The 13,598-nt window shown below is 58.1% G+C and carries 6 protein-coding genes; 2 read left to right on the top strand and 4 right to left on the bottom strand.

The window, feature by feature from the left end; translation table 11 throughout:
* The first annotated feature begins 103 nt into the window (after positions 1-103).
* Both OC445_RS04275 and OC445_RS04270 read left to right on the top strand, forming a co-directional pair.
* Positions 104-1,363 (top strand): tyrosine-type recombinase/integrase, encoded by a 1,260-nt coding sequence (locus tag OC445_RS04275; RefSeq protein ID WP_060772891.1) that lies wholly within the window; start codon positions 104-106, stop codon positions 1,361-1,363.
* A 35-nt stretch (positions 1,364-1,398) separates the two neighbouring features.
* Positions 1,399-2,514 (top strand): acyltransferase family protein, encoded by a 1,116-nt coding sequence (locus OC445_RS04270; protein WP_060772892.1) that lies wholly within the window; start codon positions 1,399-1,401, stop codon positions 2,512-2,514.
* 34 nt (positions 2,515-2,548) lie between these two features.
* Here the strand turns inward: OC445_RS04270 and OC445_RS04265 are convergent, their stop codons facing one another.
* From OC445_RS04265 to OC445_RS04250, 4 genes are all read right to left on the bottom strand, one after another.
* Positions 2,549-4,486 carry a hypothetical protein gene (locus tag OC445_RS04265; RefSeq protein ID WP_060772893.1) on the bottom strand — a complete coding sequence of 646 codons (1,938 nt, stop codon included), beginning with the start codon at positions 4,484-4,486 and terminating at the stop codon, positions 2,549-2,551.
* A 70-nt stretch (positions 4,487-4,556) separates the two neighbouring features.
* Complete coding sequence (locus tag OC445_RS04260; RefSeq protein ID WP_262019970.1) at positions 4,557-11,030, bottom strand: hypothetical protein; 6,474 nt, start codon at positions 11,028-11,030, stop codon at positions 4,557-4,559.
* Positions 11,027-13,129, bottom strand: coding sequence for a transglycosylase SLT domain-containing protein (locus OC445_RS04255; RefSeq protein WP_262019969.1), 2,103 nt, complete (start codon positions 13,127-13,129; stop codon positions 11,027-11,029). The genes OC445_RS04260 and OC445_RS04255 overlap by 4 nt, the downstream gene beginning before the upstream one ends.
* Positions 13,129-13,590 (bottom strand): hypothetical protein, encoded by a 462-nt coding sequence (locus OC445_RS04250; RefSeq protein WP_158688678.1) that lies wholly within the window; start codon positions 13,588-13,590, stop codon positions 13,129-13,131. Before OC445_RS04250 ends, OC445_RS04255 begins: the two co-directional genes overlap by 1 nt.
* Between the last annotated feature and the right edge of the window lie 8 nt (positions 13,591-13,598).

The following is a 13,598-nucleotide window of genomic DNA, read 5'->3' as shown; positions in this document are numbered from 1 at the left end:
GCTAATCCCCTCTATTCCCCTTTGTGTCCGCTTATCCTTGATTCTGTGTATGGCGCCATGTATGGTGCGCACAACATCGAACCAAACCATACAAGAACCCAGCATGAAACGAACCGAGATAAAGCGCCGGCCACTGGCCGACACGGTGCTGGCTTCCCTTGAGCCAGAGGCAAAGGAATACCGCGAGAACTATGGAATAGACCGGCTTTATTTCGTGGTCAGCAGCACGGGCCGTAAACGCTGGGAGCTTCGATTCAAGAAGCCCAACGGCAAATGGGGATGGCACGGACTGGGCGCCTATCCGGACGTGACGGCCAAAAAGGCCAGGGAGAAAGCGCAGGAAGCGCGGAGGCTCAATGCCGAAGGTGTAGACCCTATCACCCATAAGGCGACGCTGAAGGCTTCCAGGGATGCAGCAGAAGCGAACACGTTCAAAGCCGCCGCCGATCTATGGCTTGATAAAAAGATCAAAGATGGCCGCGCCGAAAAGACCCTGGCCGGAATCAATGGCGCGCTTAACAACGACATACTCCCGGCCCTTGGTAGCAAGCCCCTGAGCAGAATCACCAGGGCGGATTGCGCCAACCTCCAGGCAAGCATCGAGAGCCGCGGTGCCCACAACACCGCCGAGAAGGTGCGCGTGTGGGTGAATCAGATCTTTGGCCTGGCCATCGCCAAGGGCATGACCGAGAACAACCCGGCCAGCAACTTGATCGACATTGCCGAAAAGGCGCCAGAGGAATCGCAGTACCCACACCTTCTGGAGTCGGAACTGCCAGAGTTCTTGAGGGCGCTGGTTGAATCACGCAGCGGCACAATCGTTCGAACTGCAGCATGGCTGACCCTTCTGACCGCGTCACGGCCAGGTATGACGCGCTGGGCGGAATGGTCCGAAGTTGATCTTGATGCGGGCCTGTGGACAGTGCCAGGCGTCAAGATGAAAATGCGGCGTGACCACATTGTGCCGCTACCCACTCAGGCTGTTGAGCTGATCAGGGATCTGCAACGGCTTACTGGCCGGTCCCGCTACCTGTTCCCATCATCGGGCGAGAAGGTGCCGGTTATTTCAGACGCATCGATCAACAAGTGCTTTGCACTGATCGGGTACAAAGGGCGGATGACAGGCCATGGCAGCCGGCACACCTGCGAAACACTGCTATCCGAATTTGGCTGGGACGAAAACTGGCGGGACATGCACCTGGCCCACAAGAAAGCCGGACTCAAAGGCGTGTATGACAAAGCGATCTACCTGCCGCAGCGCCAGAAGATGGTGCAGTGGTATGCGGACTATCTTGATGCGCTTCGGGAAGGCATGACCGACGAACAGCGAGACGAGTTCCGGCGCAAAGTTAATCACGCGTAAAACCAAAATCAAGAACTGGAAAATGGATACTGATCATGAGCATGGAACAGGGAAGGCTTGACTGGGTTCAAGCGCTTAGAGGAATAGCCGCTATGCTGGTCGTGCTGTGTCACGCAGCGGACTACCTGAGAGACTCACCCAGCTATCCGCTGATAGAGAGCGCGCTTTTGCCTGGAGCAATGGGTGTGGATCTGTTCTTCATCATCAGCGGCTTCATCATGGTTTACTCGACCCGCAAAGCGACGGGGACCATTGATGACGTGAAGAACTTTGCAATCAGCCGGTTCTCAAGGATCTGGCCAACCTATGCAGTCGTCTCTCTGCTATGGATCTTCATCGCTTATTCGGGGCTGGCGTATTTCAGCAGCACTGAAAACCTAACTGCGCTCTTGAAAAGCCTGACCTTTATCCCGGTCAAGGAAATGGCACCGCTTTACTTTGAGCCGGTATTTGCACTCGGCTGGACATTGAATTTCGAGATGTATTTTTATGCAGTGTTTGCAGTGTCGTTGCTTTTCAAGCGATTCCGCCTCGCCGCAATGCTCACCTGGATAGCGCTGACAGTAGTGTTAATCCCCGTAATGACACGGACATTTTCCACAAACCCTTTCACATACTATAGTTTTGATTTCAACTACTTAAACCTAATGACAAATCCAATTATCTTGGAATTTGTGGCGGGTGCGCTGATCGGGTACCTATATCTATCAAAGCATATATCAATCAGTAGCAAGGTCGTTGCTGTAAACCTTCTTGTATCTAGCATAGCGCTGGTGATTTGGTTTAATTATTCTGGACCTGCGTCTACCCATGGGATCACTAACTGGGGTGGACCATTGGCACTCATGGTTTTGGCGCTGGCTATATGCAGTAAAACCGTGCACATCAAATCGCCCAAGGTTCTAATTTGGCTCGGGAAAATATCTTACTCACTCTATCTGACGCACTTTCTAACCAGGTCGGTTATGGATCACTCTGTCGGCTCAATTGGATTCAGCGCTTATACGCACACATGGGGGTACTTCGCATTTTCAGTGGTGCTATGCGTCTCGGTTTCTGCTGCCTCCCAATATCTGCTTGAGCAAAAGCTATCCAATATTTTCAGGGATGCTCTGCATAAACGCCTGCCAACCAAGACGGTTTCGGCATAACCGGAAGGGCCCGACAGCGCCGGGCCCAGACTTGTTAGAACGCCCTTTTTAGTATCACTGATATTTCAGTGGAAGGGATCACGATGTTTGAGCTGGTAGGGTTGGAAATTATCACATGGACGACGCCGTTCCCTGCATGTGCCGTAGGTATACACCCGAACAAAGACCTTAAAGCATAAGCATCCACGCGGTCATTCAACAGTGCTGTAGATAGTGTTATGTCAAACGTAGCTATAGCTCCAGCATTGATCGTGCCTGCATATGAGGCGCTGGCGTGGTGCGTGTGGTGCTGGATGATGTCATACATATCCAGCGTTTCATTGAGACTGAAACCCAGGCGATTTGTACCGCTACTCCCTGACGAACCCAAAATCATCGATGGTTTAGAGTTCAAGTTGTATTTCGAAATAGCGGCACCGTCCCCGAGAGGGATTACTGACAGGTTAGTCATCACCTGCCGGCCAGGGTCTTTTATGGTGCACACATAACCATTTGTGGATGGGTTTTCAATGGTCAAGCCATCCCATGTCTGGGAGTAAACCGAAGCGCTCCACTCAGCCCAGGTGTGGCACCCCTCAATATTCTCATTGATAAACATGTTTGTTTCAGACCAGTTATTCGGCTGTGAGAAATCATATGCAACTTGGTTATCCGAAATGCTGTTGTTGTAAAACGTGTTCCTGTTTGCAGCACCGCCAAAGTAATGGCCGATCCCGCATGGCTTGATGATGTTGTGCGATACCTCGTTCAAGAATGACTGCACAAATACAGAGGGCGTGTGCCCGATGTTCCACGAGAACGCGATATAGAAGTTGGCTATTTCATTTTTGCTGAACGTGCACTGCATCGCATTGCGGACAGAGAAGCAAACTCCTGTCCCCGTACCAAGCCCAACAATAGTAAGCCCTTTGACGTTGGAATCGAGGCACAAGCCTGGAAGGTAGCCGGCCGGCCTGTACGTTTCAAACCCGATCCCGCTATGTGTCACTTCAAGGCGGTTCCTGCGCCCCGATCCGGCACCTATAAGGGAAACACCTGGGTAAAGATTGACCTTTTGACCAAGCTTATATGTGCCAGTGATCTTGCAGGTTTCACCGCCGTCGGCATACAGGATTGCACCGATAGCATTCAATATCGGAGCGATGTCAGCACCTTCCACAGCGCCAGCCTGCTTTACATTCAAGTCCGTATAGGCAAGCTTCCATCGTGCACCGTCCACGCCGACGATAACCGTGATGCCATTGTCCGGACTGGTCGTGTCAGTAGGATCTACATAGAAATCGCCCCCGCCCTTGTCGCCTTTCGCGTAATACCCAAGCGTGCGGGCCCGCTGGTTGCGCGACGACGACAGCAGGCGCAGCGCGGCAACGCTATCGACCCTGCGCGCCAGTCCATATTTCAGGTAATCGAACAGCGTCCCGGCGTCATAGAGAATGCCGGTGGTCGTGTTGACCAGGCCGCTAACGCTCTCCAGTAGTGCGGTGAAAAAATTGGTAGACCAAAGCTTGTTTGCAGCGTCGTGCGGCTCAACCGGATCTTTTACGTCCGTGATCCGCCTGTTCTCCGCGTAGAAATAATCACGCCCAAAAGGACGTGTAAGAGCGCGCTTGAAGATGCTGAAACCCTGCTGTATCAGCATGGTCAGCTTGTCGAATACATCCTCATGCGTTTCCGCCAGGAACTTCCCCTGATTGCGCAAGCTGGTCTTTTGGAAGGCATCCATTTCCCTGGAGACAATCAACTGCCCAGGGCCGGCGAGCGCCGACGTAGTGACGATGCTCCCGCCCTGCTCGTTGCCTGCGCCGTTGACGGTGTAGTTCGTGCCGAGCGTGAGAACGGAACTGACACCGGCCGGATTCACATAGGTGACAACCAGATCCTCATTGGCCAGGAACTTGAAATAAAACGGGTAGTTGGTGGTTACCCCGTTGGTATCGAACTCTGCAACGCTGCCTATTGTGCTGACGGTCACGGGTGTGACTCCTTTCCTGGGGGCAAAAAAAATCCCGCTCAATGGCGGGATTCGGTGGGGTGCTTCGCTGTTATTTTTTCGGGGCGCCGTGTAATAGGGCCTTGATGAACTCGGCCGCGTCTTCGGGGGTTTCCTCGCCCACTGCGACGTTGTAGAGGTATGAGCCCTGGCGGGTTAAGGGTTTGGTAGGCACGCCCAGCAGGTAGCCGCCGGCGGTGACGACCGACTTGGCCGCCGCACCAGCTTCCTTTTCACCTGTAGCCAGCCCAGCAACTGCCGCACCTGCTTGCCGGCCGGCATTGATCGCTTGCCAGGCTGGAGACAGTGAGCCCGCGTGACCACTGAGGGCGGCCCCGAGGGTGTCGCGGATAACGGGGAAGCCGGACACGCCAAACCCGAGCGTACTTTTTGCCATCCAGGCGGCAGTGTTCTCATCTTCGTCGGGCCCCTTGCCGGTGAGCAGATCGCCCACCACGCCCTGGAAGAACGCCACGGCCAGCATGGCGGCGGCGGCGCTGGCCACCGTGCGCGAACCCTGCTTGGCCTCAAAGGCAAGGTCTCGGTTCTGGTTGTAGTAGGCGCTGAACGGGGTGTAGAACATCGTCAGCAGGCGCATGGCGGCGCCCTGGTCCTTGCGCTGGATGGCTGCAATATCCATTGCCCCGGTGCCGCCCTGCGAAAGGCGTACAGCCTTGTCGCCATCGAGCGCCGCCGCCGCCGAGTCCTTGCCGGCCGCCAGCCCTTCGCGATAGCTGGCCATCCAGATCGCGCCGGAAATCCCACGGTCCAGGTAACCCAGCAGGTTGAACGAGAACCGGACCAGGTCGTCACGCTTGCGGAAAAATGCGTTCTTGCCGATGAGGTCGGCCATGCTGGAAGCAAGGCGGCCATCCTCGGTATCCCAGCGCAGGCGCATTGCCGGGGAAGCGTCGGTGATCACCCGGTACGTTTCGATAGGTGACCGGATGCCATCGAGCAGGCTTTTTGCAAGAAGCTGGGGTTTCACATACAGCAGCCCAGGAATCAAGCCGCCTACCTGGGCCAGCAGCGTGGTACTGGAAAGGCCCAGGCCGACGATGGACGTATTCGTCCTGGCCGCGTCGAGGAACCGGTTGAAGTTGCCTGTTTCTGGCGGGTTGCGGTCATTGGCTATCGCCTTCAACCACGGCAAGAACGAATCAGCGCCACGCGGCCCCAGCTTGTCGATCAGCACAGCCCTTATCTGCGGGTCTTTGGTCAGGCGGTGAGCGTCCTGCAATGCCTCGCGGTGCGTCAGGTCGTGGACGTGCTGGGCCAGGCGCTGGGGGATGGCGCTCAAGTCGAGCAGCAGCGGGCCGCTGGCGTTGTCGTTACGCTGGTTGGTGAACCCGTTGGACGGTAGTGCGCCCTCGAAACCCTCATTGAACAGCTCGCCACCCACGGCAGCCGGCGGCGCCCCTGCGCGCTTGCGGTCGTACATGATCGGGAAGTAACCGCCACGGTATTCACCGAACGCCGTACTGACTGGCTTTGGCTCAATACGCGACGGCGCCACGCCTGACAGGCGTTTGTACATCGCGGCGATATCAGGCCAGAGATTGTCAAAGGAATCCCACACCGACTGCACCAGGTCCCAATCCTGCTTGTCCAGGCGCCCCAGCATGTCGGCCAGTGCCGCGTCATTCAGCTTGTTGCCCTTGAGTAGCTTGGTACGGTTCGACTCGTTACCAGTGTTGAGCGCGTGCATCAGGATTTCACGGCGGTTGAACGACTTTCCAGCGCTGGCTATATAGAAGCGGTCGGCCAGACGCTTGGAATCCATATCGGCAAAGCGCTCAACAATGGACCGAATGCCATTTTTGAATAGCGTGCGCTCGTTGGCCTGGGCTTCGGCCAGTGGGTTCCACACCAGTTCATGCCAGGGGCCGCTTGTGTTCTTGCCGTCCAGGCGGTTGATCACGTTTTCCATACGGGTAAGCGAGGCATCGAGCCCTGCCAGTGAACCAAAAGCCTTATCGGCGGTGGTTTCGCTGCTTTCGGAGGTGGCGATCTTTCGCGCATCAACAGGCACGTTTTCATTGAGGGAGCGGATAAGGTCACTACGGGCCTGCTCATAATCTCGTTTGTACTTGCTGTTCAGCAGTTTGTTTTTCAACTTGGCCAGGTGTTCGATGTTCACCACCGCGTCACGCACGCCATTCAGTTCTTCAAAGGTCAGGTCTCGGTAGTTAACCCGGGCGCTCTGTTCAATCAGGTGTTGCGGGACGGTCACGACATTGCCGGCGGCTTCCTGCTCGCTGACGAACTGGGCCAGGCTACGACGGCGCTCTACCTGCGGGCCGCTGACCTTGCGAAATTCATACTGATCAAGCAGGCCCTCGATCTGCTCCAGGTAGCTGGCGCCAGCCTTGCCGATGCGTTCACGCGTCGAAGGCTTTTCGAAGCGGCGCATGAAGGTGTAAATCTTTTCTTCTTCCTTGCGGGCGGCGGTTGCTTCCCGGTACAGGTAGTGATTCAACAACTCGCGCTGCTTGGCCTCAGCGGCTTCCTGCCAGCGGTTTTTGGTGGCGAAGTTGAAGGCGTCACGGTTAGCCTTGCGTTCGGCGTTCAAGTACAGATGTGGCTGGATATCGCGCACCACCTTGTCAGCGATCACCTGCTTGGACACGGCGCGTATATCTTTCAGGGATGGAATGGCGCTGTAGGCGTCTTCGCGCAAGGCGCGGGAATTGCCATCCTGTGCACGCTGGACCTTCTCCACCTGGCGGCGCAGGCGGTCAATGGCGCGCAGCTCTTCCCGCACGACCTGGGCGCGATCATCGTTGTGCACCGCATCAATGGCGCGGTCAGCTAGTGAGCCGTCGTTGAGCATGTCGCCATACTCGGCGCGCATCCTGGCGTCGGTTTCAGCCTGGATCAGCTCTTTGCGGCCACGGGCACCCACCAGGGCCTGAACCATTTCATCGCCCGAGGTGTAACCGAACTGCTCGGCGACGATATCGGGGTGAATCCCATCTTCACTGGTCATGCCGCGCAGGCGGGACACTACTGGCTTGCCATAACGTTCAACCAGCGGACCACGGGACAGCTTGACCGGCTCCCCCACGGTGCCATCGGTTTGCAGCCCTTTGCGCAACAGATCCTGTACGCGGTAAACGGGTTGGGCATCGACTTCCTTGGTCACCGCTTCCTGCATAACGCCGCGGGCTTCCTTCCACCACTTCTGCTGCTCGCGGGTCAGCTCATGCAGTGCTTCGGCGGTAAGACGTTCTTCGGCGGCCTGGCCTGCTTTGTCGGCGGTTGCGCGGTAGGCGTCGAACTCGGAGGGCGACATGCCGGCCGTTTGCGCGTCGGTGAACAGGCTGCGGTACGGGGCCTGGGCTACGGCGATTTCGTCATCGGTGGCCAGCAGTCGGTCAAACACTCGGCGCACGTCGTCATTGAGCTGAACGTTAAGGCGGCTGGCATCCCGGTAGATTTGGGTCAACCAAGCCTTGAATCGGGAAAAAGCCGACTGCAATGCAGCGCTGGGCGCCTTGCCTTCGCGCAGATATGCCTCAAAGCCACGGGCAAACTGTTCGTGCTGATCAACCTTAACGCCGGATCTATCCTTCACACCGAACCAATCAAGGACCGTCTGGTAATCCTGCTTTACCTGGTCAGGAACGTCGGCGCGTGCTGCCAGATCGCCCATTACCTCCAGGTAAAAGTGCCCGGTTTCATGCAAGAACGTGGACAAGTTGGCCTTGTCGGTCAGCTTGATATTGAATTTCCGGTCGGCGCCGAACTGGATAAACCCCCGGGCACCGTCATTGCCAGAGCCCTGCGCAAGTGTGATGCCTTGATGGTCTCTGTACATCGTGTCGCTGATTTCATAATCGCGGTTGCGACCTTTATTTTCGATGAAACCGAACCTTTTATAGAAAGACTCAAGCCGCTTTTTTGACCCGCCGAAATCAGACGAGGGCGTCAAGGACAACTGCTTCCCGGTCTCGTCCGCCCACCTGGCAATTTCTTGCATAACCTGGGTCCCCACACCTGACTCGCGCCGCGCCTCCGGCACTTCAATCCGGCTAATGGAGATGCGATTTCCACGCCCCATAAGGTTCAGTTTCAGACCTTCGAACTGTGCAGACAGCCGTGTTTCAAGCTGTTTTGGGGTTTCTACCGGCTGATCAAATCTAGACTTTCCTTCACCAGCCAAAGCCGCCCGGATACTTGCATTATCCAGTGCATTCAGGTCGAGGCCCGATTGATCAATAGCGCGCTGCAGGTCGTCCAGAGTCGCCCGGGCGTTGAACTGTTCCTGATTAAGGTTTCCGGGCGCTGACTGGCGCTGGCCGCGCAACTCCTTGTCAAGTGAGGACAACAGCATATCGGGCGTTGCGGTTGCGACATTGCCGAAATAACCCGCTTCGGCGGCCTGGGTCGCCATATCGTCGAGGCTGCGCCCCCCCCTCCTGGCGATACGATTGGCACCACGACGCCCCACGTCGGCATCACGGGCAGCCAGCTCGCCGCCCTCGTCGTTGATCCCGCCGCGCTCACGGATGAAGTCGATCAGCGACGGCCCGTTGACTGTGGCGTCGTCCGGAATATCACCGGTTCGCAGCCGGTCCAGCATCAAATCCAGTTGATCAGCGCTTGCCGGACTGCGCAGCACTTCAGGAATGTCCCGACCAACACGCAACTGGTACTGATTGAACAGGTCGTAGGGATCAATGCCGGAACGCTCGCCCAGGGACCGGAACGCCGATTGATACAACGATGCCTCACGGTCGGCAGTCTGTGCTTCTCGTCCAATGCCCAGCAACTGCCCGCGCACGTCCTCAAATACACGGCGGTCCGAAGCTGCAACAGTGTCCTGTTCAACGCGGTCGCGCAGGCGGTCCAGTTCTTCCGGAGCACGCTGCTGGAACTCGGCCAACTCGCGCAGGGTCATTGCATCAGGAGTGGCGCGCATGTCCTGCTCCAGCCCCCGGTGGTGACCATCCTTTGCGATAACGGACGCCCACTTTTCCAGCGGGATAGAGATGTCGCCGCCCAGGGTCAGGGCCTCACCCAGGGCGCCAGCGTTGCCGGTGGCTGCCGTGGCGAACTGCTCAGGGTCAAGGTTGTTTTCCTGAAAGTAACGTTGGAACTGTTCAGCCGGGACCAAGATATTTTCAACGTTTCCACCGGCCTGTTCCTTCAAGCGCGCAATCAATGCCTCGGCGCGCTGTGGCGAGCGCTGGAACATTTTGGAGCTTTTCGCCATATCACCCAGGCGCTGGACTGCGGCCATGTCTTGCTCGATCTGCCAGTACCGACGGCCAGAACTGGCACCGGCAATCGCCACATCAACCGGTGCGGTGGCCAGGCCCAGGGCGGCGTTCAGGAACATCTCTCCCCCGCTCGCCTCTTCGCCCACGGCGGCGGCGCCTGCTGCTGCACCACCAGCACCACCGGCCGCCTGTGCCGCACCTTCAGCGGCGACGTTGCCAAGCTTCCCGCCAATACCGCGCCCAGCAAATGGAATGGGTAGCATCCCGCCCAGGGCGTTTACAGAGGCTTCGGCCAACGTGCGCTTGAGGCTGTAGGCGTAGGACTGGTCGATATCGCCGGTTTTCTTGAAACCCTCGGCCAGGTTTTCACCGGCACCACCAGCAATGCCGGCGCCGAAGTTCACGCCACCCACAACAATGGCCTTCTCTGCGGCGCGCTGAGCGAAGGTGCTGGCCAGTCGGCTGACAGCAAAGTTCTTCGCCGGTTGCGCTGCAAGCCCGCCCAGCCCGCCGCCGGCGACCAGACTTGGCAACGCCTCGGTCAGTGCGCTACCGATGAGCCCGGGGTTGCGCAATGCGTACATGCCGGTGTCCGCCGCTGCACTACCAAAGCCAGCACCGCCAGAGCGCGCCTGATCAAACACCTGGCCAGCGAAGGCAATGCGCTGATCCCGAGGCATGGCCATGTACCCCTCAACAGCGCTGACGACGTTGTTGTCAGTCTGTCCGGTGTAGTTGGGCTCATCGGTACCGTTGCGATCAAGGGCGCTTTGTGGGGCCAGCATGTTGACGAAGAACCCGCCAACCGAGGAAAGCGAACGGTCAAGCAGGTTCGCGCCGGCCTCACCGATCAATCCGAGCTGCCCAACGCCACGGGAAAGCGCATCCAAGGTGCCGGTGGAGTGCTGCTGACCCGACTCTTTGACGAAGCTGTCGAAAGCCCCCTCTACGTTCGACAGGCCGTCGATATCGTCGTGGGCCACGCCGGCGTTATTCGGATCGGTCAAAAACTGGTTGGTAACCGGCGCACGGCTTAGCAGCGCGTCATAGTCCACGGCGTCAAGCTTCGCTTTGCGCTCAATCTCCGGGCGGTTGCGCGAGACCATTTCCGGCGCCAGCCCGGTCAGTTCGGCCAGGCGCTGGATGTTCGCCTGCTCATCGGGGTTTGTGTCAGCGACATAGCTCAAGGTGTTGCGCGGGTTCGGCAGGTCGCGCTGGCGCTGAATCACTGCGTCGTATTTGTTGGGCTCAGCGGCGGCCTGCTCACCGGTGCTGGTGAGAATTTCGTCGTAGCGATTCATTGATTGGCCTCATTGAACAGTTTCAAAATGTCGGCGTCATTGGGCACGCGGCCATGGCGCTTGAGCGCTTCGACGATCTGCTGGTGTTCATCTGCTGGAATTTGCTTGATGTCCCGGACAATCACCTGATCGCCGGGCTCACGTTCGAAGGCTCGCTTCTTGGACGAGAACATCCCCATGAAGCCGGAGCCAGGCACATCACCCTGGATGAATGCCCGGTCTACGACCTTCTGCACCTGGTCGGGGGTGGCCTTCTTGCCTTGGTCCTGTTCCAGGGCGCGGATCTGCGTATCGACGTATCGGCGTGCAGCGGCGACAGACTTGGCGTCGGCCTTTCCGGCCTTTGCATTGGGGTCAATGCCGGCATTGCGCAGGGCTTCCTTGAAAATATCGTCATTGCTGCCAATGGACGATGTGGCCTCAGCGCCCTTCTCACGCCGATCCTGCTGCAGCTTCGTCAGTTCCTGAAAGTCGGTGTCGGAGAGCTTGGCGCGCATCCCCAGCAGATTCAGCTCGTTGCCGCTGACAATCTCGTCGCGAGCCCGGTAATAGACCTCCTGGTCTGTTGGGCGGCCTGGCTTGTAATCCATGATCTGCTTGCGGCCTTCGGCGGGCAGCGCGGCCCAGGTGGCGGCCGGGATCGTGTCCCAGCTATTGCCCTGCAACACCACATCCCATGCGGACTCCAGGTTCTGCGTATCCTGTTGCTTACGCTGTTCGGCTTGCCAGTCAATGCGCTGCTTGGCGGCTTTCAACGCAATAGACTTCTGGTCAGCGGTCAGATCGTCACGCGCATCAATGGCCTGTGCTACCTGGCCAAAGCTGGGTTCCTGGGTCTGCAATGCCTTGCCCAGCACCTTTTCGGTGTATTCGCGGGTTTCTTTGAATGGGATCTTGTCCAGGAACTCGGCCTGGCTGATTTCACCGGTGCGCGGGTCACCCAGCTTGAGCTTGCTTGCGTTCTTTCCGGTGGTATTGGTGCCGTTGATCCAGTCGTTAACCATGCCTGGGCCAGCGTTGTAGGCGGCCACGGCCAGCGCTGGCGACTTGAAATCGTTGGTCAGCTTCTGGAAATAGGCTTGGCCGAGCTGACGGTTGTAGTCCGGATCATTGCGAAAGCGGTTCTCGTCCCATTCAACACCGGCAAGCTTTGCCGCTTCTGGCCCGGTGCTGGGCATGATCTGAGCGGTACCAATGGCGCCGCGGCTGGACGTCATCGGCTGGCCGTTGCGGTCAAACTGCTTGCCGCCGCTTTCCGCCTGGAGGATTGAAGCAAACACACGGTTATCCTGGCTGCTGACATCCTGCACGGCCTGGCTGCCCACACTGACACCAACCTGGCGATCAATAAGCGGCTTGAGCATTGAGGCCGCCCGGAGCTGCGCGTCGGCGGTCATGCTGACAGCGTTGTCCATGAAGTATTGCTTTGCCTTCATCGGGTCACGCGCAGCCAGTTGTTCAATCACTGCCGCATTAAGCCGGGTGTTCGCCTCCAGGCGTTTCTGTTCAGCAAGTTCAGGCGGAAGGCCCTTGCGCTGCGCCTCAGATCCTTCCACCACATTCATCTTGGCTTGGTAGTAGGCGAGCTGCTGCGGGTCGTTGGCGTACAGGGCGGCGCCCTGGATGGCACTCCGGCGCTGCCCTTCGGCCGTGTCGTCGTAATGCTGTTCCCGTTGGGCGAACTCGTATTTGTTCAGTTCGTTGGACAGTGAGTTACGGCGGCTGGCGACAATCTGTGCATACCGCGCTTTCTGCTGCTCACTGGTCAGCGTCTCGGCAATCTTGGCCTGGGCCTCTTCGAACTGGCCCAGCGTCTGGTTGGTGATATCGAGCGCAGCCCCGCCCTTACGCGTGTACACGCCGCCTTCCGGGTTGAACATGGTGTTCTGCTGCCACTCGGTCAGCTTGCGATCAGCATCCATGATCGAGGCGGTATCAGCCTGTTCCCTGGACTTGTTGGCCAGGATTTCCGCGCCACGCTGAAAGCTCTGCAAGCCCTGGGCAATCGAGGTGGTATCAGGCGCAACGCCCTGCAACTGGACGGGCCGGGTTGGCTGCTGCTGGACCTGCGCCGTGTCGTATGTCGGTACCCGTGGCATTAGCGAGCCCCCGCGAACGAACCGAATGCACCGCCAATGCCGCCGAGGATTGAGCCCATGGCGGCGGTCTTGCCGTTCTGCACGGTCTGGTTGGCATTGAGCAAGTCTTGCTTGGCCTGTACGCGGTAACCGTAAGCCTCGCGGGCGGCGTTGTTCTGAATCGTCAGGGCGTCCAGCTCGCCGAGCATGGCGGTATCGTCTTGCATCTGTGCAGAACTGCCGCTGTTCACGTCGATCCCGTTGGCGGCCTGCACGCTGCGCTGGGTACCGACGGCCTGGCCGGTGCGCACGCGCTGCCAATCCGCCGAGGTGTTGCCGGCGTTTATCGTTTCGTCAGCGGTTTGTCGCTTGAACGCGGCGTTCTGTTCCATCATTCCAGACTGGAATTGGGCGTTTTGCTTCTGGCCCTGGGCCTGCATCATGCTGCCGGCCAATCCAATGGCGACGGGTATTAATGCCATCCAGCACA

Source organism: Pseudomonas sp. Pse35, assembly GCF_024519715.1.
GTDB lineage: Bacteria > Pseudomonadota > Gammaproteobacteria > Pseudomonadales > Pseudomonadaceae > Aquipseudomonas > Aquipseudomonas paracarnis.
The sequence above is the reverse complement of the archived record's forward strand: the minus strand, read 5'-3'. Positions and strand labels throughout refer to the sequence as shown.